At 68.8% G+C, this 23231-nt stretch carries 16 protein-coding genes and 1 riboswitch; of the genes, 10 read left to right on the top strand and 6 right to left on the bottom strand.

The annotated features are described in order from the left end of the window. Positions 1-30 precede the first annotated feature (30 nt). The 4 genes from FS793_RS08920 to FS793_RS08905 are packed head-to-tail and all read right to left on the bottom strand — an operon-like array spanning position 31 to position 8756. Entirely contained in the window at positions 31-2619 is a 2589-nt protein-coding gene (locus FS793_RS08920; protein WP_144720142.1) for a DEAD/DEAH box helicase, read from the bottom strand. After that, a complete protein-coding gene (locus FS793_RS08915) occupies positions 2616-4670 on the bottom strand; it encodes a site-specific DNA-methyltransferase (protein WP_260980094.1) in 2055 nt (684 codons plus the stop codon). Before FS793_RS08915 ends, FS793_RS08920 begins: the two co-directional genes overlap by 4 nt. Positions 4671-4695: 25 nt before the next feature. After that, positions 4696-6216 carry an AAA family ATPase gene (locus FS793_RS08910; RefSeq protein ID WP_144720141.1) on the bottom strand — a complete coding sequence of 507 codons (1521 nt, stop codon included), beginning with the start codon at positions 6214-6216 and terminating at the stop codon, positions 4696-4698. Beyond that, complete coding sequence (locus tag FS793_RS08905) at positions 6213-8756, bottom strand: hypothetical protein (RefSeq protein ID WP_222123722.1); 2544 nt, start codon at positions 8754-8756, stop codon at positions 6213-6215. Before FS793_RS08905 ends, FS793_RS08910 begins: the two co-directional genes overlap by 4 nt. A gap of 338 nt (positions 8757-9094) precedes the next feature. Between FS793_RS08905 and FS793_RS08900 the strand changes: the two genes are divergently transcribed. The 4 genes from FS793_RS08900 to FS793_RS08885 all read left to right on the top strand — a co-directional run bounded on the left by FS793_RS08900 (position 9095) and on the right by FS793_RS08885 (position 12652). After that, a complete protein-coding gene (locus tag FS793_RS08900) occupies positions 9095-9514 on the top strand; it encodes a hypothetical protein (protein ID WP_144720139.1) in 420 nt (139 codons plus the stop codon). Between the two features lie 14 nt (positions 9515-9528). Next, positions 9529-10071, top strand: a complete 543-nt coding sequence (locus FS793_RS08895) for a hypothetical protein (protein ID WP_144720138.1) — start codon at positions 9529-9531, stop codon at positions 10069-10071. 39 nt (positions 10072-10110) lie between these two features. Then, on the top strand, positions 10111-10482 hold the full coding sequence (locus tag FS793_RS08890; RefSeq protein WP_144720137.1) for a hypothetical protein: 372 nt from the start codon (positions 10111-10113) through the stop codon (positions 10480-10482). 319 nt (positions 10483-10801) lie between these two features. After that, positions 10802-12652: a DUF2075 domain-containing protein gene (locus FS793_RS08885; RefSeq protein WP_144720136.1), complete on the top strand. Its 1851-nt coding sequence runs from the start codon at positions 10802-10804 to the stop codon at positions 12650-12652. 11 nt (positions 12653-12663) lie between these two features. Here the strand turns inward: FS793_RS08885 and FS793_RS08880 are convergent, their stop codons facing one another. Further along, a complete protein-coding gene (locus FS793_RS08880; RefSeq protein ID WP_144720135.1) occupies positions 12664-14316 on the bottom strand; it encodes a DUF726 domain-containing protein in 1653 nt (550 codons plus the stop codon). A 125-nt stretch (positions 14317-14441) separates the two neighbouring features. Continuing rightward, a riboswitch (SAM riboswitch) is annotated at positions 14442-14539 on the top strand. 97 nt (positions 14540-14636) lie between these two features. On the opposite strand from FS793_RS08880, the gene FS793_RS08875 reads away from it, so the two are divergent. From FS793_RS08875 to FS793_RS08865, 3 genes are all read left to right on the top strand, one after another. Continuing rightward, positions 14637-15047, top strand: a complete 411-nt coding sequence (locus FS793_RS08875) for a hypothetical protein (RefSeq protein ID WP_144720134.1) — start codon at positions 14637-14639, stop codon at positions 15045-15047. 125 nt (positions 15048-15172) lie between these two features. Then, on the top strand, positions 15173-17245 hold the full coding sequence (locus tag FS793_RS08870) for an FAD-dependent monooxygenase (protein WP_260980093.1): 2073 nt from the start codon (positions 15173-15175) through the stop codon (positions 17243-17245). 32 nt (positions 17246-17277) lie between these two features. Continuing rightward, entirely contained in the window at positions 17278-18639 is a 1362-nt protein-coding gene (locus tag FS793_RS08865) for an HNH endonuclease (protein WP_144720133.1), read from the top strand. Positions 18640-18642: 3 nt separating this feature from the next. On the opposite strand, the gene FS793_RS08860 is transcribed toward FS793_RS08865, so the two are convergent. Further along, positions 18643-19374, bottom strand: coding sequence for a DUF6994 family protein (locus FS793_RS08860; protein WP_144720132.1), 732 nt, complete (start codon positions 19372-19374; stop codon positions 18643-18645). 89 nt (positions 19375-19463) lie between these two features. Between FS793_RS08860 and FS793_RS08855 the strand changes: the two genes are divergently transcribed. The 3 genes from FS793_RS08855 to FS793_RS08845 all read left to right on the top strand — a co-directional run bounded on the left by FS793_RS08855 (position 19464) and on the right by FS793_RS08845 (position 23217). Continuing rightward, entirely contained in the window at positions 19464-20453 is a 990-nt protein-coding gene (locus FS793_RS08855; RefSeq protein WP_260980092.1) for a diacylglycerol/lipid kinase family protein, read from the top strand. Between the two features lie 288 nt (positions 20454-20741). Continuing rightward, positions 20742-22298, top strand: a complete 1557-nt coding sequence (locus FS793_RS08850; protein WP_144720131.1) for an MFS transporter — start codon at positions 20742-20744, stop codon at positions 22296-22298. Further along, on the top strand, positions 22291-23217 hold the full coding sequence (locus FS793_RS08845) for an alpha/beta fold hydrolase (RefSeq protein ID WP_186329412.1): 927 nt from the start codon (positions 22291-22293) through the stop codon (positions 23215-23217). The genes FS793_RS08850 and FS793_RS08845 overlap by 8 nt, the downstream gene beginning before the upstream one ends. Positions 23218-23231 lie beyond the last annotated feature (14 nt).

The raw sequence follows: 23231 nt of genomic DNA, 5'->3' as shown, positions 1-23231 counted from the left end.
GCGGGCCGCCAAGCGGACGGCCCGCTCACCTCACACCGTGTAGTCGACCGCGATGTCCGACGTGTAGAAGTCGACCGCGGCCTTCGGCTCGTGCAGCACGCTCTGCTGCACGGATCCGCGCTTCATGTCGAGCACACGCAGCTGCTTGCCGACCGCGGCGACCGACTCGATGCGATGGAACTCGGCACCGAACTCCTGCGCGAACTCCGCCAGCGCCTGCAGCTTGACGACGGCGTCGTCGAGGTGCGTGCCGTGCGGGTCGACGATCGACGCCTTCACCTCGCCCTGCACCTCGTGGAAGAAGACGAAGTCCGGGTACATCGTGCGCCAGCCGCCCTGCGGGTCGCGGTACGCGATGCCGAGCGAGTCGTTCGCCGACCGCGGCGGGTTGCGGTACCAACCCAGCGCGCCGGGCTGGTCGAGCTCGGCGATCACGACCTGCTGCTCCCACGAGTTCAGTGAGGACAGCGGGAAGAAGCCGTCCTCGTCAGACATGAGGTGGCGATCGACGACCGGTGCCTTCGACACCTGCTCGTGCTCGTCGACCACGCTGTAGTCCTCGACGCGCGATCGCGGTCGCCCGAGCGACGCGCGCTGCGGCTCGGTCGTCATGGCGCGGATCTCGTCGTAGTCCTGCTGACGCACGTCTGGCAGGCTCTTGATCGCCACTCGGTGCGCGGCGAACCAGCGGGTGGCGAGCTCGGTCGCCTCCTGGTCGACGCGGGCGCGCACCTCCTTGACGGTCGCGAGGGCCGAGGCCTTCACGTACGCGTCGCGGAGGTCGTCGTCGGCACCGTCGCGGTCGGCGAGGTGGTTGACGTAGGACTGCGCGATGTCGGCACCGAACGCCTTCTTCGCCTCCTCGAAGGCTGAGCGGATGGCGCGGTCGTCGGCGCGCATCGAGAACTCGCGATAGGAGAGCTTCGTCGAGCCCGAGGTGCCGACGATCTGCTGCACGTCGACGCGCAGCACCTCGTCGATCTGCTCGTCGAGCTTCGCGGCGTAGCGAGTGGCGAAGCCGTCGAGCACGGCGTGCATCTCGGTCTCGACCGACTTCAGCGCGCCCGGTACGACGCTGTCGTACGCCAGCGCCTGGGCGAGCGCGACGAGCCGCTGCACGGGGCGGGCGCCGCGCTTCGGCAGCGTCTGCGTCGGCAGTGCATCCCAGGCATCCCAGACGGCGGCGGGTATGTTCGGGTTCGGGGCGAGCGACTTGCCGTCGAGGATGATCTTCTTCGAGCCGCCGCTGCCGGGCATCTCCTCGAGCTGGCCCGTGAGGAAGCGCACGACCTTGCCGGCCGTCGTGCGGTCGAAGAACGGCAGGATGCACTCGACCGAGTTGAGCGCCTCGTCGCCAGGCACGCGCCGAGCGAGCGGACTGCGCACCATGCGGCCGAGCAGCTGCGTGATGTGCGTGCTGTCCTTCGCCGGGCGGAACGACACCATCACCTCGGCGCGCGGGCAGTCCCAACCGGTCGAGATCGCGTCCTTTGCGATGAGCACGCGCACGCTCGGAGTGTCCTGCACTCGCTGCGGCTCGATCCATGGCACATCCCAGGCGCCGAACTCCTGCCGCGTGTGGTCGCCGAACACGTGTGCAACCTGCGCGCCGCGGAGGTCGTCGACCTCCGCGGCGATGGCGTCGAGCGCTCGCCCGATCTCGTCGGGATCGGGAGTGTTGGGCACCTGCAGCACGAGCAGCGGCACGACCGGCTCGGTGAGAGACTGCTCGCGCGAGTACTCGGCCCACCGCGCACTCGTGGCGACGAGCCGCTGGGCGGCGAGCGTCACGAGCGTCGTGTCGAAGTTGCCTGTCTCGTTGGGGATGTTGAGGCTCACGACATCCTTGACGAGGCCGGACTCCTGCACAAGCGAGGCATCGACGGTGACAGCGGGAAGGGCGCTACGGCCACTCGCACCGGTGTCAGCGGCGGCCATCGCCTCCTTGAAGTGCGCGATCGTCGCTGAGATGCCCCAGACGATCGGCACTGGCGGGTAACCGGCATGGCCCTGCACCAGCTTGCGCACGAGCGTCGTCTTGTCCCTCGACGCATTGGTGTTGAAGCCGCGATGGGCTTCGTCGAGCACGAGGTAGAGCGTGAGATCGTCGTCGGCAATTGTGTTCGCGATCGTCTCCCAGATCGTGAATCCTTGCAGGTCTGGCGTTGCTGCCGAGCCGAAGTCGAGCGCCGAATCGTCCTCGGTATGCCCGCGCGTGAGCTTCGACGACTTCGACAGCTTCTGCGTGTTGAGGAAGTAGACACGGCCAGGCTCGAGCTTCGGCTTTGCGAAGGGCGGCTCGATGACGACGAGGTCGGATGGGTTGATGCGATCGGACGCGTCGAGCAGTCGCATGCGTGTCTGTTCGTTGAGATTCGGGTCATCGGAGAACCAGAGCACGACGGCACCCTTGTCGGCCTCGACATCGAACGTCGTCGATCCGTAGAAGAGCGCTTCGATCGCTGCCGCGGCCATGACAGTCTTGCCGGCGCCGGTCGGCGCTGTCAGCGCGAGCGAGGTCATCTTGCCGTCACGCTCCCAGAGCGTCTTGGCGCGATCGAGCTGGTGGAGGACGGCATCGACTGCGTTCTCCTGGTAGTCCTTCAGCGTGAACTTCACAGCGCGCTCCGGCTCGTCTCGATCTCGAAGTTCTGCAGGTAGGCCTCGTAGAGACGCACGGGCTCGACGCCGTCAGGCAGCTCGCGCACGACGGACTCGAACAGGCGGTCTTCATCGGTCACGACGAACGCCATGCGTGCGGATTCGGATGCTACAAGCGCCTCGATGAAGGCCTCGGACTGATTGAGGTCGGCGAGTACGCCGTAGCGTTCGGTGACTTCCCAGCTCGAGTGGAGGCTGTCGATGCATGGCCCGACCGCACCCGCACGCAACCAGAGCAGTGGTGCGATTTGCTCGAAGTCCCGATGCGACGACACCGCGAGGGGGGATTCGTAGGTGAGTGAGTAGAAGATCGCGTTCTCTTCAAAGCCCTCACCCATTGCTCGCACTGGGGTGGTCCGGTACTCACCGCCTAGCGCCGCGCCGGTCGTCGCTTTGCCAATAATGGCCGCCTTCACTCGAGCCTTGGTGATGTACTCGCATATCCCCAGCGCTTCCCAGGCGTCATGCCCGGGTCGAAGGCCGCGCGCCAGGAGGCCCTTCTGCTCGCTTGCGGCAATTTCATTGTTCGAGATCGAGATCGAACGGCGGCGTCCGCCATCCTCGGCGTTCAAGAGCATCGTCGCGTGCGCGGTCGTCCCTGAACCCGCGAAGAAGTCGAGTACGAGGGCATCGGGTATTCCGGCCGTCAGCATCTCGATCGCATCCTTCACGGCGTAGAGCGATTTCGGGAATGGAAACTTGCGGTCCGGGAGCAACGCCCCGAGCACTTGGGAGCCGTAGGTGTTTGCATCCAGGAGCGGCCCGACCCAGACGCTCTTTACTGGACCATGGGTCTTCGCGATTTCGATATCGACCACGTCTAGGCCGTTCTTCGTTGCGGTCTTGACCCGCAGCACGCCCAGGATGGCCTCGACACTTGACCGGCTATAGCGCCACTTCCGCTCGACGCCCTTGCTGTCGATCGGCCAGACCGCGATGGTTCCATCGGCGAGCGTTTCATTCTTTTCCGGGTGTGTTTCGTCGTCGCGATGTAGGTAGTCACCAAAGCCGACGATCTCGCCGTCCCGCACGAAGATGGGATAGAAGCATGTCGCTGCGTCCGTCCGAAGCGATTCCGCACCCCAGTTTCGAAGCGGGCTCGATCCCGCTTCAATCTCGTCAGTGGAGAGTCGACGCCCATCGCGGACTTTGTGGCCGGCTCTTGTCACGACCAGCGCAGTCTCATGGGTCATCGAGATGACGTCACCCTGCACTCCCCGCGGGTTGTGGCGGATTTGAATTGGAGAGATGAGCCATCCGTCGAAGGTCTGCTCGAGAAGCAACGTGAGTCTCGCAACCTCATTCTCATCAATGGTGACCAGCAGGGCGCCGTGCGCCGGATGGAGCAGGTCCCTCGCGAGCTTCAGGCGACGCTCCATGAAGGCGAGCCACTTCGAGTGGCGGTAGAGGTCCTCGCCCTCGACGTAGTCATTGTTGTACTTCCAGTCCTTCGCGCCCGTGTTGTACGGCGGGTCGATGTAGATCGCGTCGACCTTGCCGCGGTGCGTGAAGAGCAGCGTCTGCAGAGCGTGGTAGTTCTCGGCGTTGATGACGGCGTGGTACGGCTTGTCGCCGCCCCGTTCGACCTTTCCGGTCGACACGAGGCCGGGGTAGATCGGGTCGCGGAACTCCGCGACGACCACGAGGTCGTCGACGAGCGCAACGCTCGTCTCCGCCTCGTCGCCCAGCAACTCGAGCGTTGCAGAGCGTGCATCGTCATCGGTCCGCGTGAATCCAGTCACGCGCCAGAGGCGCTGGTCGCCGGAGCCGATCTTCGACCCGCGCGGCGGCAGCACGCGCACTTTGTCGCCACGCCGCACTGGGCGACCTGGTAGCTCCACAGCCTCGGGGGCGTGGCGCTCGAAGTTCAGACCAAACGCGCGGCGATCCGTGAGCGCCTCGACCTCGCGTCGAAGATCCTTTGCGAGTGCCGCATCGGTCTGATCGAGACGTCGCAGCAAGTCGTTCAACCGTGACACGGAGGCTCCTTCGTCGAGATGGTGGCGCATGCACGATTCTCTTGGGCTGAAGTGATCACGCGTTCTCCGACACGTCGATCGCCCCGCGAGCGAAGGTCGCGAGGATGCGTTGGTGCGTCTGCCTCGGCAGCTGCCGCGTGCCGGGCTCGCCGAACGGGGTGCCCGGCCGTGCCGGGGCGTCCTCAAGCAGCGCGTCGAGGCCAGGCCGGGCCAGCATCAGCAGGCCGTGGGTCGCACGGGTGCAGGCGACGGCGAGCCGGCCGAACGCCGAGTTGAAGGCATCGAGCTGCGATGCGCCATTGAGCGGGTGGATCGCGATCGTGATGCCGTTCGTCTGCCCCTGCCACGAGTCGACCGTCGACGCGATGACGTCGCGATCGGTGAGACCGTGGCGTTCGCGCAGGCGCTCGACGACGTCGGTCGCGTCGTCGACAGACTGGTTGCGAGTGGCGAGGATGGTGACGAGCGGGTTCTCGTGGTCGCCGTGGGCGTGCGTCGTCTCCCACGCGCCGGTCGGTCGTCCAGGCACGTCCATGTCGTATGTGGCGGACACGAGCCCCGCTCGGTGCTCGAAGAACTGGTCGAGCAGCTGCTCTGCGAAGAGCATGAGCGGCAGGTCGACGTCGGGAGCCTCGGGGTCGGGCAGCCCACCGACCTCGAGCAACGTCGGCACGCCCGAGCCGACCTGCGACCACACGACGGCGGCGTCCTCTTCCATCGTCCCAAGGTCGATCGTTCGGTCGCCCGGTGCGGCGACGCAGTCGAGCGACGCCCACTCGGGGTAGAAGGCCCGCCACAGCGCGAGGTGGCCGGCAGCGGGGCGCCAGACGGTCGGCAGCTCACGCGACCATGTCTCGGCGTCGCCGTCGAAGTCGGTCGGCCACGCGCGGTACGGGTTGAATCCTGGGTCGCCGCGCCAGGGATTCTCGCCGATCTCAAGCGGCGGCAGCTGCCCGACGTCGCCCACGCCCACGACACGCGGCGCGACCTTCGCGATCTTGTCGAAGAGATGGTGCGCGATCTGCCAAGCCTCGTCGACGAACAAGACGTCGAATGCCGAGGTGCCGTCGAACGCGGCGCCGAGTTGGTCTCGGATGCGCCGCGCCTCACCGAAGGCGCCGAGCTTCGCGACCGTCGCGATCACCACCTGCACGTCGTGCGGCAGTTGCTTCGCCTGCGTCACGACGGTTGCGGCGTCATGCACCTCCTGAGGCACGTCGGCGAAGGAGTCCCTGCCTGACAGCAGGGCGACGCGGTCGCGGCCGAGCGACTGACCCAGCGCGATGGCGAGCGGACGCACCTGCTTGTTGGTGAACGCGGTGATCGCGACGCGGCGGCACCGAGCGTGCTGGGCTGCCTCGACCACGAGGCGCTTCAACGCGTATGACTTGCCGGCGCCCGCCGACGCCTTCAGCAGCATCCGCTGCATCGGCGACCCACCTGCGAGCATCAGCTGCAGCTCGGCGCTGGCCTCGTCGGCGACGATGTCGTTGAGGATCGCAGCCTCGTGGTGATGCGTGTCGCTCGTCGCCGAATCGATCGGTGCGGTGAACGGGCCTCGCTGGTCGTCGTTCATTCGAGGTCATCCAACGTCTGGTCGGCGGGCGCCGAGACGCGAGCCTCGGCGAACGGGTCGCCCTGCGCTGCGCCGACCGCCGTCACCTCGAAGGCGTCGGCATCGACGACCGGGGGCCACACCTGCGGGTTCAGCTCGCCGCGTGCGCGGCGCCTCGCGAGCTCGTCTGAGAACTCCGACTCGCGCGACTCGTGCGGTCGACAGCACCACTGGTGCTCATGCGGGGCATCGGCGAAGGCGCCCTCCGCGCAATCGGGCTTCGGCGCAGACCGGTCGTCTGCCTTCGGCTTTGAGATCGGCAGGTGCTGATTGCCCTTGTTCGGGGAGAACCACGCGAAGTCGGCGATGACGATGCGGTCGCCGACCTCGAGCTGGGGCGGGGTCGCGGGCGTCCACGCCACGCGCTGCGGGGTCTCGGCGTCGATCGTCGCGAGCGGACCGATCGAGAGTCCGCTGATCTTGACAGCGGTGGCGAGCGACAGGTCGAGCGAGACGCTCGCCGCCTCGACAGACGCGGCATCGCCATGCGCGATCATGACCACGCGTGTGCCTGCTGCGATCCGCCGCGACTGCACGTCGAGCACGAGCGGCACGGTCGACACCACATCGGCGAACGCCACCTGGCGGGTGCCGGGGTCGCCGGCGAGGTCGGCGGCTGCCTGCGGGTTCGACACAATGAGCATCTGCGTCGTACACGTCGCGTCGCTCTCGAGCATCGGCACCAGGTCGTTGCGCCAGGTGCGATACGTACGCCCGAAGCGCACGAGGTCGGATGCGCGCAGCGAGAGACGCCGCCGCCAGACCGCCTGAGCATCCGCCTCGATCGCGCGGTACGCGATGCGCAGCGCCGACGACTGGAAGCCATCGAGCACGTCGAGGGCCGTCTCCATCGTGAGCGCCTTGTACTCGAGCTCCGACGTCACGAGTGCCGCATAGCCCTCCGGGTCGGCAGCGCCCGATTCGGGCGCCTTGCCGCGCCGGCCCACGAGGGCCTCATGGATGTCGTCCGACATCCCGTTCGTGAGGCGCGCGCCAGGCGTGTGCACGGAGGCCTCGATGGTGTCGGCGAAGTCGCGGTGCGCAAGTGGAGGGCCAGCGAGCGACTCGGACCAGCCGGCCAGATAGTCGAGTCGGCCGGCGTTCGTCGCCGGACCGCCGACGGCGAGGTGCCGGGCGAGCACCGTGCGCAGGTCGATCATCGGCGTCCGCAGCGAGAAGCCTCGCGCGCGGTCGTCCTCGAGCAGCAGCGCGATGGCGGTGCGCTCCGTCTCGTTGATCGCGCGCGGGAGCGTCGCGGGCTCGCCATCGTAGGTGAGCGCGGGTCGACGCTGATCAAGGTCGCGCTGCCAGCGCAGCCGACTCAGCTCGATGCCTGCGAGATTGTCGGCGATCGAGACCAGCAGGTCGGCGGTAGCGGCATCTGGCACCACGAGGTGCACGGACTGCGGCTCGTGCTCTGGCAGCGAACGAAGCTCGCGCATCGCCTTCGTCAGGGCGCCACCGAGCAGACGCATGATGCTGCGTCGGGTCTCGGCGCCGTGCGGGTCGTCGAAGGTGCTGTACTCCCAGTTCTCGCGGCCATTGCGTGTGACTCGCTGGATGCCGATCCCGTGCACGCCCAGCGCCGCGCCATCGGACTTGGCGAGCACGAGGTTGACCGTGCCCGGCTGGCCTGCCTGGTCGACGCGCCGCTGACCAGTCGACTGCGCGTGGCCGGTCAGCGTCGCCGTGATGTTCGCGGCGATCGAGGCAGGGATGGCGCCGACCGGTATGGAACCATCGACGAGACCGAGGGCCTGGGGGCGCACGGACCTCGGAACACCGAGCTCGATGAGCAGGTCGTTCGGCACCGACGACCGTCGAAGCTCGTCGCGGCAGTAGGAGAAGAGCGTGCACGTCGTGCACGCGGCGGGGTCGTAGGTCGCCTCGAGGTGGCGCACGTGATCGACGACCGACTGCTCAGGCGTGTAGCCGGACTCAGCGGCCTCACGCCGGCGCTCGCTGATTCGGAGCGTGACCTCGTTGTCGTAGTCGGCGAGGTTCTCGACGATCGGCTCGGGCTGCAGGAAGGCGTTGCGCGGCACCGCGAGCACCCCGAAGGTGTGCACCTGCTGACCGTCGGGCAGCTGAGACCACGCTCGCGCCGACGCGGCGCCGACGGCGACCTGCAGGAACCCCTTCATCAGGCGGGCGTCATCGATGCGTGACCGGACGCGCTCGTAGTCCTTCGCGTCGCCCATGACGAGCCAGGTCGAGTCGGCCGACGCCCGCGCGACGACCGCGAAGTCCGGCTTCACGTCGGTGGCGCGAGTGTGCTCGAAGCCGACGAACGGCACAGCCATCTGGAAGATCAGGGTCGCCGTGCCGTCCTGCAGGGCGCGTTCGTGCGCGTCCCGCAATGCGGCGGCGGTGGTGTCGACGTTGGAGTGCGCGTCGACGGTCGCGATCGCCGCCGGCCGCTCGAGCTCGAGCGCGCCGACCGTCCTCGTCGCGACCTGGCTCGCGAACGCCTCGTTGCGCACGAGCCGCTCGAAGGTCATCGCTCGCATCCATCGCGCGCTCGGGATCGCGCCCGACGAGTCCTCGAAGCCCACCGTCTTCGCGAGGTTGCGGCGAGTCAGGCCGGTGATCAGCGGATCGGTGCCCCGGAAGCGGGCGCACGCAGCGTGCGATGATGAGGCGACGGCGCTGGAGCCACCACCCACCACCTCGAGCGCCATGCGTCACCCCATCTCTCGCCGTCGCGAGTTGCGACACTGAATTTCGCTCAGCGTACCCCGCTCTCACTCGAAGATCGCCCGACGGCCGTCGCCGTCGGTACTCGCAGCATTCGTGTTGTGGGCGTATGCGATGATCTCTCAACTTCAGGAGGTGTCGGATGCCGGAATCGACGTGGCCCGACCGGCTCACGCCCGATGAGATCGGCGCGCTCATCCGCACGGGCAGTCGCCCTGAGCGGCCAGCAGGGTGGTCGCCGTCGCCTGAGGCCGACGCTGCCCTCGACGCCGAAGCCGCCGCCGTGCTCACCGCAATCGCGACCGCGGCACTGACGCCGCCGACCGACGCGAGCGCCGCGGCAGTCGAGGGAGCCCGGTCCGACGCTCTCGGTACCGATGCTGACGACGTCGAGGTCGCCACGCACCGCCGGATACCGGTCGGCGTGGTAGTCGCCACCGGCATCGTCGGAGTCGCCTTGGCCGCCGGCTTGCTCTGGCTCGGATTCGACTGGACGTCGCAGGCTGCCGCGCTCGGCGAGGAGATTGCAGACCTCGAGGCGCGAATCGAGAACCTCCGATGACGCGCCGGCGCGGGATGTCCGTCAAGGCATTCGTGGTGCTCGCGGTCGTCGTCGTCGTCGCGGCTGGTGGGGCAGGTGCGTTCGCATACCTCTCGCACCTTCACCTCGCCTCGACGCACGTCGCCTTCGCCGACGCGGAGGACCGGCTCGAGATCGCTCGCGACGACCATGCCGACCGCGTCGCGCAGGAGCAGGCCGCCGCCTCAGCGGCGGCAGCCGCGGAGGACGCCGCGGAGGCGCAGGCACTCGAGGAGTCGGTCGCGGCGGACCTGGGCCTCACGCCTGCCGGACCGCCGGGCCTCTACCTGCAGTGGGCTCCAACCACCGACTTCACCTGCGGCTACTGGGATTGCGCGGCGTTCGTGCTCGTCTCCTTCGACGCCACGTGCAGCTCGATGGTCTACGTCGAAGCGAACATCGTGAGCGGCTCGACGGTCGTGGGGTTCACCAACGCGACGCTCGGCTCACTGCGGCCGGGCGAGACTGGGGTCGTCATGCTCGAGAACTTCTCGGGCCTCACCGGCGACTTCCAACTGACGCAGGTCAACTGCTGGTGAGTTCGTTCCAACGCCGCTGGTGACAGAGAAGGGGCAATCATGTCGGAAGTGTCGGTCTGGAAGACCTGGAAACCGTACGCGGTACTCGCAGTCGTGGGAGTCGGTGGCGGGTGGTGGTACCTCAATCAAGCGCCGTTCGCGCCCCTCAACGATGGCACTTACGCATGCACCGGGGTCTATGTCAACGAGTCCGGCAAGTACGAGACCCTGACCGACGCGGCCGGCAACGGCTTCAGCGCCGAGGCGACGGTTCGGGACGGCGTCATGACGAGTCTGTCTGGTTCCGCGCCCTTCGACGGACAGCGGGCCGACCTCGTCTTCCACTCGCGAGGCACGTCGCACTTCCACGTGACCGACGACGCAGCGACGCGCATGTACTACGCGATGGCGTGCGACCACATCGGCCAGTAGAGGGCTGTGGAGCCGGCGTGAGATCTGCTCGGGCCGCCCTTTCCGACGTCGGCTCGGCTCACCCTGACCTGACGGAGTCGTGCGCGCGAGCTTCACGGCGTCAGCGCAGGGCGTAGCTCGATTCGTGCCGGCAGTGAGCGTGACGTTCGGCGACTGCATCATCGACATCCGGGCGCGCGGCCAGCAAGTCGTCGGGTCGCGAATCAGCGTCGCGCCGTCGCGGGTAGCCTCGAACCAAAGTCCGTCCGGCCCGACAGGCGCGTCTCGCTGACAAGCCTCCACCCGTGCGGGGAGTCATCGTGCTTCCAGGGGTGTCGTCGTGCCGCTCTTCCGCGGGTCCGTCTCGTCGTTGCGTGCTCTCGCCGAGTCCGGTGAGATCGTTGACGTGCTCTCCGAGCGGTTCCGATTCCAGCTCCAGCAGCGGCCGAGCCTGGCCGAGCAGCGGTCCTGGAGGCGCAGCCTCGACGTGCTCTCGAGCGACCTCGTCGACGCTGGCCTCGCCGACCTCGAGGTGCTGGTCGAGTACCAGCTGCCCCTAACGAGCAAGCGCGCCGACGTCGTGCTGTGCGGCGCGCATCCGAGCACGGGCGAGCTCTCGTACCTCGTCGTCGAGCTGAAGCAGTGGTCGTCAGCGAAGATGTTCGACGGCACCGACGACGTCGTCGTGGTAGACGGCGGCGAGCGGTTGCATCCTGTCGCCCAGGTCGACGGATACACCCGCTACCTTCAGGACTTCGTCGCCTCGCTCGATGACGACGCGACGCAGGTCGCCGGCATCGCCTACCTCCACAACGCCACCGACCTCGATCTCGGCGATCTCTGGGCGCATCCGCAAGCGGCGGAAGGTCGCATGTTCACCGGTCAGCGACGAGGCGAGTGGCTGCAGCACCTGCGGTCCTCTCTCGCTGCCGACGGCGGCGTCGCGGCCGATCAGTTGCTCGGCTCCGCGGTTCGCCCGAGCAAGCACTTGCTGAAGGTGGCTGCCGCTGAGGTGCAGCAACGCGAGCAGTTCGTGCTGCTCGACGAGCAGCAGGTGGCGTACTCGCTCGTGATGCGGGCCGTCGAGCAGGCGATGCGCGCCAACGCCAAGGAAGTCATCGTCGTCACAGGCGGCCCCGGCTCCGGCAAGAGCGTCGTCGCACTGTCGCTGCTCGGAGAGCTCGCCCGCCAGGGACGCACCGCGATGCATGCGACCGGCTCGAGCGCGTTCACGAAGACGCTCCGCAAAGTCGCAGGCAAGCAGAACAAGCGCGTGCAAGAGCTCTTCAAGTACTTCAATTCGTACATGGCAGCCGAGCCCAACGGCATCGACGTGCTCATCTGCGACGAGGCCCACCGCATCCGCAAGACCTCGGCGAACCGCTACACGAGTGCTGCGCTGCGCTCGGACCGCCCGCAGGTCGATGAGTTGATCGACGCCGCGCGCGTGCCGGTCTTCTTGCTCGACGAGCACCAGGTGGTGCGTCCCGGCGAGATCGGCACGCTCGCCGACATCCGGGCCGCAGCGGACCGCAAGCATCTCAGGGTTCGCCACATCGATCTCGACGGTCAGTTCCGGCTCGGCGGCAGCCGCGCCTACGAGCGCTGGGTCCTTCGCCTGCTCGGACTCGAACCCGGTGGGCCGACGACGTGGGAGGGCGACGATCGGTTCGACGTGTCCGTGCACTCCCGCCCGAGCGCGATCGAGGACGCGCTGCGTGAGCGGCTGGCCGACGGCTACAACGCACGCATCGCCGCGGGATACGCGTGGCGGTGGAGCAACGCGAAGGACGGTTCGTTGCCCAACGACGTCGTGATCGGCGATTGGCAGAGGCCCTGGAACAACAAGAAGGACACGAAGGTCGGCGACGCCCCCGGCACGCCCTTCTGGGCGAGCGACCCGGCAGGCTTCGATCAGATTGGCTGCGTCTACACGGCGCAGGGGTTCGAGTACGACTACGCCGGCGTCATCATCGCCGACGACCTCGTCTGGCGTGAGGACCGCTGGGTCGCTCGCGCCGAGTTCAGCCACGACTCGCAGGTGAAGAAGGCCGAGCCGGAGCAGTTCGCTCGCGCTGTGCTGAACACCTACAAGGTCCTGCTCACACGCGGCATGCGCGGAGTGTCGATCTACTCGACCGACGCGGAGACGCAGGCGATGCTGGAGGGGCTCGTCACCGACCGTCGGTGACGAGCCCGTCCTCACCCGCCGGAGCCGAGCAGCTCAACTCGGTCGTGGTACATGAAGTGCGTCGCGACCTCGTTGCTCACGTCGACGTCCACGATCTTCGGGAACGAGGTACCGAAGCCGACCTTGCCCACGGCCTTCTTGCCGAGCTCGGCCGTCGGGTAGATCTTCGCCAGCACCTGGTCCTTCGCCGAGTGGTAGTTGAAGACCGTTCCCGACACCGAGTCGTTCAACCGCTTCCAGTCACCGCCCACCCCGACTGCGGCACCGAGGAGATGCACATCCTCGAGGCGTGGCCCGCCCGACTTCGTCGCGAGCAGCTCGGCCGTCGCGAGCATGACGCGGGCTCCGAGGCTGTGGCCGACGAGGATGAACGATGAGTCGTCGATGCGCGCGAGGAGGTCGGCGAGCACAGCCGCAGTCTGCTCGGCGCGACTCTTCGCGACGGTCCAAGGGTTCTTCGCCAAGTCTGCTGCGACGAGTGCGGCACCGAGCGGCGGGATGATCTTCGCGCCTTGCTTCCACGCGTGCATGGCAAACGTCTTGAGCACTGCGCTCGCCGCGACCTTCGCGCCCGCCAGTCCGACCAGCACCCCGAACGCAGCGAGCTCCCTCGCTCCCCAGTGCACGCGATATACGGGGTTCCCGGGGTAGCGGCGCTCGATGATGCGCTGCCAGTCGTGCCACGCCGTCTGCTTCTCGGTCATGAATCCAGAGGCGACGAGCACAGGCGTGCCGACGCCATCCTTCAGCTTCTCGATCGCGAAGGAGCCGTCATCCTCGAGGTAGGCGGTCGCAGTCACCGCTCCGAGCGTCCCGCCCAGCGCGGCGCCCGACGCCGTCACGACGGCCGTGCCGCCCGCCATCCCCATGCCTCCCGCAGCGAGGGCTCCTCCGCCGAGGAACGCGAGGCCGTGGCTCGAGGCGGCGGCGCCGCTCAACGCCGGCCCGATGAGTCCGCTCGCTCCCAACGCTCCACCGACGGCCGGCGCTGCGAAGAACACCATCGGCGCGACGACGGCGACGCCCACGCCCGCGACGAGCACTGTCGTCGTCAGACGCGCGAGATTCGGTGCGTCGAAAGAGCGGATGTCGTCGATCGCGTCGAGGTCGGTGTAGCGCTCGTTCGCGCGCTCGAAGCTGCGGATCTCGTGACGATGCTCGCCGCAGAACGCCGCGAGGCCGACGGAGAAGTAGTGCCGTCGCGCCATGTATCGGCAGCCGGCGGCGAAGCACGGCGTCGTCGCCGCGCCGCAGCCGGAGCAGAGGAAGACGGCGGGCGAGAACTGCCCATCGACCTCGCGGTGGATCGTCTCGACGAAGCAGCAGGAACACCAGCCCTGGCGGGTCTGGTACGAGCCGAAGTGCATGAACTCGGCGAGCTGAAGTGCGACCTTCGCGTTCCGCTCGGCAGCCTTCGAGAACGCCTTGCGCTGCTCGTCGTCCTCCGTATGGCGAGCTCCGTACTCGTTGACGCCGTAGTTCAGGAGGTTCTCGCGCAGTGCGTCGTTCGCGATGAACTCCCCGTCGCCGGTGAGCGTCGGCTCGGCATCAGCGAGCACATCGGCGACGGAGAGCTCGATGTGCCGGCTGTGGCCCTTCTCGCTCGACACGACCGTGCAACGGAAGCCGGACTCGCCGACAGGGACGAACTGATACGAATCCACGAGCTCCTCCTGAGCATGCGACCGCGCGACACGGTGTCCACCGCAGGGTAGCGGGCGGTGCCCACGTGCATCCTGAGCCTCCCGACCAACTCCTTTGTCGGACGTGGCACGTAGCCTCGGAGAAGGGTCACGAGTCGCAGCCTTCGGTACCTGGCCGGCTGCGCGGGAACCCTCCTCCCCGAGCGGGGTGTCCCAGGAGAAGAGCCGGCCGGCCGCTCGCTTCCGTGCGCGGCACCTCGGCGGTCGATGAGATCGCCCGCTGAAGGAGCGACCTCATGACAGACCGATCGAGACCTCATCGCACGGTGCACCGTCGCGCAGTGCTCACCGATGGCCGGATCGCGGACATCGTCAGCGGCGCCTTCGGTTGCGTCATGGCGTGGGCGGGAGATCCGCGCGCGTGCAAGGTGATGCTCGCGCCGCGGCTTGCGGGCGACCTTTGCCTGACGCATCGCAGGCCTGCGATCCCTCCGGCACGCGCTGCTGTCGATCTCGACGACCCACGGGACATGGAAGCGTGGTTCCACGCGATGGATCGGGCGGGCGCATTGCGCGGATCGAGTTCGGACCGCGTTCGGATGCGGAGGCTCTCCGAGTATCGAAGTCTCGACGCGTTCACCGCGTCGCACGCCGAAGCGATCCGCCGTGCGGTGGAGCAGGGTGAGACGCCTCGCACGTTTGAGATGCGCGAGCTCTTCCGCCGAGCCGCGTCCCACGCGCTGACCGATTGACGGGGCCTCGAGGCCGAGCCTTGTTCGCTGGGATCGCGCGAGATACGATTGCTCGTAAGCCGAACGCGGTGTTCATATAAAGAGCAGCGAACCGGTGTCACGACAACGCAGTCGACGGAGGACCGATGCAGTTCCATCACGACGGGTACGTCTCCGGCGACCCCCGCATCCAGCCCGCGCAGGGCGACCGCTCGAGCGACATCCCCGACGAAGTCGACGTCCTCATCGTCGGTTCCGGCCCCGCCGGCATGCTCCTCGCCGCCCAGCTCTCGCAGTACCCGTCCGTCACGACGCGCATCATCGAGCGGCGCGCGGGACGGCTGAAGGTGGGGCAGGCCGACGGCATCCAGGCGCGCAGCGTCGAGACGTTCCAGGCGTTCGGCTTCGCGGAGCGCATCACGCAGGAGGCATACCGCATCACCTCCACGAGCTTCTGGGGGCCGCGCGACGACGACCCCGCGAAGATCCACCGCACCAAGCGCACCGACGACGACCCCAACGGCATCAGCGAGTTCGAGCACCTCATCGTCAACCAGGCGCGCGTGCTCGACTACTTCGCCGAGGCCGCCCTGCACGGGCCCGCGCGCATCGAGCCCGACTACGGCATCGAGTTCGTGTCGCAGGAGCGGGATGATCACCCGACGAATCCCGTGCTCGTCACCATCCGCGACTCCGGGGCAACGCGCGAGGCGGAGGATGCGGCGCTCGCGGCCGCGACCGGGCTCGGTGCTGAAGCGGCGCGGCTTGCGGTGAATGAGGCGACGGCGGATGAGGGGTCGGCGGACCAGCAAGGAAGGGGGTCTCGTGACGGCTCCTCGCTGGCGCTCGGGGCCTCCTCGACCAGCTCGGTGGAGGAGCGCCACACGCGCCAGATCCGCGCCAAGTACGTCGTCGGCTGCGACGGCGCCCGCAGCGGCGTGCGGCGCTCGATGGGTCGACAGCTGCAGGGCGACCAGGCGTTCCACGCGTGGGGCGTCATGGACGTGCTCACCGTCTCCGACTTCCCCGACGTGCGCATGAAGTGCGCCATCCAGTCGGCGGCGGGCAGCATCCTGCTCATCCCACGCGAGGGCGGGCACCTGGCGCGCTTCTACGTGGACCTCGGCGAGGTCGCGAGCGACGACGCCGGCAAGGTGCGCACGACCGACATCCACGAGACGATCGCGCGCGCGAACGCCATCCTCTCGCCGTACACACTCGAGGTGCAGGACGTCGCCTGGTACTCGGTCTACGAGGTCGGGCACCGCCTCTGCGACCGCTTCGACGACGGGGTGGATGCCGACGGTCGCGAGCTCGAGCCGCGCGTCTTCATCGCCGGCGACGCGTGCCACACGCACTCGGCGAAGGCCGGGCAGGGCATGAACGTGTCGATGCAAGACGGCTTCAACCTCGGTTGGAAGCTCGGCGCCGTGCTCACCGGGCAGAGCCCCGAGTCGCTGCTCGCCACCTACTCCGCCGAGCGGCAGGTGGTGGCGCAGAACCTCATCGACTACGACAAGCAGTGGTCGAGCCTCATGGCGAAGAAGTCCGCCGAGCTCGCCGACCCCGACGAGATGACCCGCTTCTACGTCGACCAGGCCGAGTTCCTCTACGGCTTCCGCACCCAGTACGAGCCCTCGATGATCACCGGCACGACCGAGCACCAGGCGCTCGCCGCCGGCTTCCCGATCGGCAAGCGCTTCAAGTCCTATCCCGTCGCGCGGGTGGCGGACGCGAACTTCGTGCAGCTCGGGCACCACCACCGCGCGGATGGCCGGTGGCGGCTGTATGCGTTCGCGGATGCGTCGGGGGATGCGCTCGCTCGGTTCGCCGCCGATGTCCCTTCGGTGATCTCGCGATTCACGCCCGAGGACGCCGACGTCGACTCGGTCTTCGACGTGAAGGTCGTGCTGCAGGATGCGTGGCAGGACGTCGACCTCGGCGCCGTGCCGCCGATCTTCCTGCCGCGCACCGGCTCGCTCGGCCTCGTCGACTACGAGAAGGTCTATGCCGCGATCGCCCCACGCGACTGCCAGCCGGCGGCGCCGAAGATGGCGGTCGGCACGGACATGGACGCGGACATCTTCGATGCGCGCGAGGTGTCGCGGGATGGGGCGATGGTGCTGGTGCGGCCGGACATGTACGTGGCGCAGGTGCTGCCGTTGGATGCGGTGGAAGAGTTGGAGCGGTTCCTGGCGGGCGCGGTGATGCACCGCTGAGGTCGGATGCAGCGTCCGGCAGGATGGACGCGATGGCCGGTCCGGATGCGCAGCGCGAGCATCAGCGAGACGCTGACCAGAGCAACGGTCGCCGACTCGGCGCGCTGCTGCTGAACCCGCCGACGGGTCCAGGGACGCTCACCATTGGGCGCGTGCGACTGGCGGCCGGGGTCGTCGGTGCTGCCGAGGTCGGCGTGGCGAACATGCTCAGCACCCCGACGAGGTGCAGCAAGGGCATCACCGAGGTCGGAGCCAGCGAAGCCGGCTGGCTCGAGGCCCGTCCCGCGATCGTCTCGCTGCTCGAGGAGAGCGATGACGTGCTCCTAGCGTGGGGCACGAGCCCGCTCACCGGTCCGGCTCGCATCCACCTTCGCGCGCAGATCGCGTGGGTGCGCGACACGTTGGCGACCTCACGCCACGAACGCGTGTGGATGCTCGCCGGTGAACCGCGGCACCCGTCGCGCTGGCACCGATACGTGAGCGACAAGTACGAGCGCACCGCCGGAGGCTCGCTCGAGGATCGGATCCGAGAGGTCCTGCAGCCGATCGAAGTGTCGAAGCTCGCGGCAGGAGGCGGCGCCGTCGTACACGTCGACTCCCGTGCGGTACCGCCGCGCACCAGCACCGCAAGACACGTGACCGCGAGCGATGCGAGCGTGCGGCTCCTCGACGGTGTCGGCGGTCGGCGAGTTGTCGGCGGTGAAGGCTACCGTGTCGCCATGAGTGCCGTCACCGAACTCCCCGACGACGCCGTGGATCGATACGCGAACGCGCTCTCCTTGGTCGCGGAGGCCCTCGCCCGCGACGACATCGATGCCGCCCGACTCGCCTTGCAACCGATCGCCGGTGAGCGCTGGGAGGGTCGGTTCGCCCTGGCAGGCAAGCCCGGCGTCGGTGGTGCCGCCGCAGGAGCCCGGGACGTCTCAGCGGCATCGAAGGCGCGGATCTTCGTTCGCGACGGCATGCGATGCACGTACTGCGGTGGTCGCGTGATTCCGCGGAGCCTCCTGGTCGCCATCAGCGATGTCTTCCCCGAGGAGTTCCCGTACTACGCGCACTACAAGAAGGGCACGGTCCACCCGGCCTACTGGGCCGTCGCGCCTGAGGCCGATCACGTCGAGGCGCATAGCGGAGGCGGCGCAGGCGACGACGACAACCTGACGACCCTCCACGTCGCGTGCAACACCATCAAGTCGGACTCACGAGCCGAGGACATGCCTGCCGTCGAAGCGCGAACAGCGCCGAAGTCGTGGGACGGGCTCGTGGCGCAGTACCCGGGATGCGTTCGAGCGGGCAACCGCCACGGAAGGCGGCACCACAAGCCCGGCTACCACGCCGAGCGCATGCGGCATCTCGGCGTTCGTCCGCTCGAGGACGAGATCGATCCGAGCTGATCGTCAGCCGCGGCTGGATGGAGAGGTCTGGTTGGCCCAGCCTTCGATTCGCGTGTTCCGCGCCGCCAAGAACGCCATCGCGCGCACGCGATACGCCAGGTAGTCGTCGACGTCAGCCGGCAACGGATTCTCGTCGAAGCTGCGGAAGTCGCGCATGAACACCACCCTGCCCCCGTCGTCGACGAGGTCCTGCAGCAGGAAGAAGTCGACGTACTGCTCGAAGGTCTCGAAGAGCGCGAAGAAGTCCCAGTACGCCTCGAGGACGCGGCCGAGCGGGTTCGGCTGGCCGCGGTAGGCGAGGCGAACGCACTCGAGGGTGAGGTCGAGACGGTCGCCGATGGCCGGTGACCACCCTCGTGCGCCATTCAGCGTCTGGACGCCTGAGCGACGTTCGCCTGGGAACACCATCATCCCGCCGATGGTGTGGTTCAAGCGCTGGAACTCATTGAGATCGTCGCCGGAAATCCGCTCGATGATCGGTGCCATCCGGAGCCAGGAGCGATACGTCGGCACGCACGTGTCGCTCGCCAGGAAGAAGTCTCCACGCGCCGAGGAGTGGTGGAGGTACCGACGACGGCTCGACGTGTCGAGCGTGAAGAGCGTGCCATCGGGGAGCGGCTTGCTCCAGAGCAGCTGGTGATAGCGCCGCAGCGTGGGACTCGTGGTGTCGGGGTCGCCATCGCCGGCATCGGTGCGCACGTCGAACGCGACATCGATCTCCGACGCATCCTGCATGGCGGGAGCCTAGCCACGCGCCACAGCACATCGCCCCCACATGCGCGAATCAGACGCGGCACCGCATCCCACGCTCTAGCGTCAGCACTGTGGCAGACGACGCGACCGAACCGACCCCCGAGGGTCGCGTCGCCGCGATCGTGCACAACCCGGTGAAGGTGCCCGTCGCGAAGCTGCGGCAAGCGGTGGAGCAAGCCGAACAGCAGCACGGCTGGGCGCCCTCCCTCTGGTTCGAGACCGGCGAGCACGACGCGGGCGCGCACGCCGCCCGAGACGCCGCAGCCCAGCACCCCGACGTCATCCTCGTCGCCGGCGGCGACGGCACCGTGCGGGCTGTCGCCGAGGCGATCCACGAGACCGGCATCCCGCTCGCGCTGCTGCCCGCCGGCACCGGCAACCTGCTCGCGCGCAACCTGCGGCTGCCGCTCACCGACCTGCCGAGGGCGGTGGCGAGCGCCTTCACCGGCACCGACCGGCAGGTCGACATCGCCTTCGCCGCCATGCGCGCCGCCGACGACACGATCACGCGCAAGGCGTTCCTCGTGATGGCCGGCATCGGCCTCGACGCGAAGATGGCGGCCGAGACCGATCCCGCCCTCAAGAGCCGGATCGGCTGGGGCGCCTACGTCGACCCCATCGCCCGCTCCATCCTCGGCAACGCGCAGTTCGGCCTCCGCTACCGCATCGACCGCGGCCGCTCGCGCGCCCTCACGGCGCACACGATCATCGTCGGCAACGTCGGCACCCTCACCGCCAACCTGCTGCTGCTGCCCGACGCCGTCGTCGACGACGGACTGCTCGACGTCGTCGTCTTCAAGCCCAAGGGCGCATGGGGATGGATGCAGATCGCCTCGCGCTTCACGACGAACGGCATGTTCCAGGCGACCCGCCCCGGCCGCTGGGTGCTGCGCAAAACCCCCGACCTCAACGCCCTGCGCTACACGCAGGGCCACCGTTTCGAGGCGCGGTTCGACGAGCCGCAGCTGCTGCAGCTCGACGGCGACAGCGTGGGCGAGATCGTCGGCATCTCGCTGACGATCGTGCACAAGGGGCTCACGCTGCGGATGCCGCGAAGCTGACCGAGGTCGGCTCCTTTCGAGGCTCGCTTCGCTCGCACCTCGAGGAGCGGTGGGCAAGCGCTGCGCGACGGGGAAGCGAATGCGTCAGGGCGACTCTGCGCGGTTCCTGAGGTGCGAGCGCAGCGAGCCTGGAAGGACGCACCTCGAAGAGCGGTGAGCCCCGTCCCCGTGGCTTCGACACCCGTCGAAGACCCGGCACCGATCGTTCGACCGCGCGCGCAGCAGCGCCGCCGCTCCCGCTCGTACGCTGACGAGACGACGCCGACCGTCGCACGACGAGGGGGAGCGATGCCGAGAACGCTCGACGCATGGCGCGCCAGACGCGCCAGCGCCACGGCGAGCGCGACGACGCCCGGGGCGACGGCCGCACCTTCGCGGCTGCCGCGCCGCATCCTCATCGCCTTCACGCTGCCCACGATCGTGCTCGGCATCATGCACGGGCCCGAGGGCGTCATCCAGGGCGTCTACGCGAAGCACGCCGGCCTCGCGCTCGGCGGCCTCGCGGTGGCGCTGCTGATCACGAAGATGTTCGACGCGGTCACGTATCCGCTCATCGGCAGCCTCTCCGACCGCACCTTCGCGCGCACCGGATCCCGCCGCCGGTGGATCCTCGGCGGCACCGTCGTGTCGGTCGTGGGCATGTGGGCGCTGCTGCATCCGCCTTCGAATCCGACGGTCGTGTACTTCGGCGTGAGCATGTCGGTGCTCTACCTCGGGTGGAAGACGATCGAGATCCCGCTGCAGGCGTGGAGCTACGGCCTCACCACCGACTACGCGCAGCGCGCCCGCGTGCAGGGGTGGCGCGGCATGGGGCAGATCGGTGGACAGCTGCTGTTCTTCCTCGTGCCGGCGCTCGCGCTCGGCATCGGCGTCACCGACTCCACCGAGATCGACTTCCGCAGCCTCGGCGTGCTCGCCGTCATCGCTCTGATCGCGCTGCCCATCGCCGCGATCGTCATGGTGCTGGTCGTGCCCGCGGGCGTCGCCACGACCGCCGATGCCTCGGCGACGACGCTGCGCCTGCGCCTGCGTGCCACGATCGACGCGATGCGCAGCAACCCGCCGCTGCTGCGCCTGCTCGCCGCCTTCCTGCCCGTCAACCTGCTCACGGGCATGAGCACGGGCCTCGCCTACCTCTACATCGACGTGTACCTGGGCCTCAGCGCCGAGCTGCCCGCGATCCTCGCGACGTCGCTGCTCACGAGCATCGTCGGCATCCCCATCTGGACGGCGCTGTCGGGCCGCTTCGAACGCCACCGCGTGTGGGCCTTCGCCCTCGTCGGCGGCGGCCTCGCCTGCGCGGCGTTCGCCCTCGTCGAGCCCGGCCCCGGCGCGTTCGTCGGCTGCATCGTGCTCTTCCCCATCGTCACGCTCGTGCTGTCGGGCTCGGTCGTCGTCTACACGATGTCCGCCGACGTGGTCGACTACGGCCGACTGCACACGGGGCAGGATCACGGCGGCCTCTACGGCTCGATGTTCGCCTTCCTGCAGAAGTCGCTCATCGGCGTCGCGGGCGCCATCGGCCTCGCCCTCGTCGGCGCCTTCGGCTTCGACGCCACCGGCGGCGACCAGACGACGCCGGCGATCGTCGGCATCAAGCTCGGCTTCGCCATCGCTCCCGCCGTCGGCCTGCTCGCCGCCGCCGCGATCATCTGGCGCTACCCCCTCGACCGGGCCCGCATCGCCGAGGTGCAGGCCGCGCTCGCCGAACGGGACGCCGGCGAGGCAGGTGCGACGGATGCGGATGCGCAGCCCGAGCCCGCGGGCGCGGACGCGAGCGCACCCGCCGCGACCGCAGCCGATACCTCCCTCCGCCGCGACCCGAGGAGCGATCCCGATGCCTGAGCAGCGTCCCGCCGACGACGGCGCGACCGTCGACATCCCGCTCGTCGACCCGCCGCTGCGCTCGACGACGCTGGCCGACGGGCGCACCGCGACGTGGCAGGAGTTCGGCGTGCCCGACGGCCGACCCGTGCTGTACCTGCACGGCGGCGGCTCGACGAGCATCGAGGGCGGCATCTTCCACCGCGAGGCCGTGCAGCACGGCGTGCGGCTCATCGCGACGAACCGTCCCGGCGCGCGTGGCTCGACGCTCGCACCCGAGCGCCCCGCGGTCGCCTACGCCGACGACGCGGCGCAGCTGCTCGACGCGCTGGGCATCGACGCGGTGTCGGTCTTCGGCGAGTCGAACGGCGGCCTCATGACGATGGCGCTCGCAGCGGGTCTGCCGGATCGCGTGCGCAGCGTGGCCCCCATCAACCCGACGCTGCCGTGGTTCGACCCGCTCGCGCGCACCGTGTCGTCGCGGGCTGCGGCAGTCGCGTACCGGCTGCTGCGCCACGCGCCACGCCTGCTCGCCGCCATGGATCACGCCGCGACGCCGCGCGGGCCGGTCGACGACGCGCGGCCGCCCGCCCGCGGCTCGCGGTTCGTCGACCCCGACCTCGTGGGGCCGCCGCCGGGCACCGAGCCCGACGTCGCAGCCCTCCATCGCAGGATGCAGCGGGAGCGCGCGGGGAAGGACGCGATGCTCGCCGAGCTGCGGCTCGCCGGCCGCCCCTGGGGCTTCGACCACTTCGCGATCCCCGTGCCGCTCGACCTGTTCTGCGGCGTGCAGGACGTGCAGGCGCCATTCGCGCTCGTGCTCGCCGACCGCAACCCCGACGCCCGCTTCCACCACTTCTCCTACGGGCACCACGGCTTCTCGCACCCCGACGCGCGCCGCCGCATCGTCGAGACCCTGCTGGCGCGCGCCGACGCCTGACGCGCGCCGACGCC

The organism is Agrococcus jejuensis (assembly GCF_007679035.1).
GTDB lineage: Bacteria > Actinomycetota > Actinomycetes > Actinomycetales > Microbacteriaceae > Agrococcus > Agrococcus jejuensis_A.
Note: the sequence above shows the minus strand (reverse complement) of the source record. Positions and strands in the feature narration are given on the sequence as shown.

What these genes read in the sequence shown, in the direction of transcription:
- FS793_RS08915 (WP_260980094.1), bottom strand. Translation starts at nt 4,670, where the DNA reads ATGCGCCACCATCTCGACGAAGGAGCCTCCGTGTCACGGTTGAACGAC.
- FS793_RS08910 (WP_144720141.1), bottom strand. Translation starts at nt 6,216, where the DNA reads ATGAACGACGACCAGCGAGGCCCGTTCACCGCACCGATCGATTCGGCG.
- FS793_RS08905 (WP_222123722.1), bottom strand. Translation starts at nt 8,756, where the DNA reads ATGACCTTCGAGCGGCTCGTGCGCAACGAGGCGTTCGCGAGCCAGGTC.
- FS793_RS08900 (WP_144720139.1), top strand. Translation starts at nt 9,095, where the DNA reads ATGCCGGAATCGACGTGGCCCGACCGGCTCACGCCCGATGAGATCGGC.
- FS793_RS08895 (WP_144720138.1), top strand. Translation starts at nt 9,529, where the DNA reads ATGTCCGTCAAGGCATTCGTGGTGCTCGCGGTCGTCGTCGTCGTCGCG.
- FS793_RS08890 (WP_144720137.1), top strand. Translation starts at nt 10,111, where the DNA reads ATGTCGGAAGTGTCGGTCTGGAAGACCTGGAAACCGTACGCGGTACTC.
- FS793_RS08870 (WP_260980093.1), top strand. Translation starts at nt 15,173, where the DNA reads ATGCAGTTCCATCACGACGGGTACGTCTCCGGCGACCCCCGCATCCAG.
- FS793_RS08865 (WP_144720133.1), top strand. Translation starts at nt 17,278, where the DNA reads ATGGCCGGTCCGGATGCGCAGCGCGAGCATCAGCGAGACGCTGACCAG.
- FS793_RS08860 (WP_144720132.1), bottom strand. Translation starts at nt 19,374, where the DNA reads ATGCAGGATGCGTCGGAGATCGATGTCGCGTTCGACGTGCGCACCGAT.
- FS793_RS08850 (WP_144720131.1), top strand. Translation starts at nt 20,742, where the DNA reads ATGCCGAGAACGCTCGACGCATGGCGCGCCAGACGCGCCAGCGCCACG.
- FS793_RS08845 (WP_186329412.1), top strand. Translation starts at nt 22,291, where the DNA reads ATGCCTGAGCAGCGTCCCGCCGACGACGGCGCGACCGTCGACATCCCG.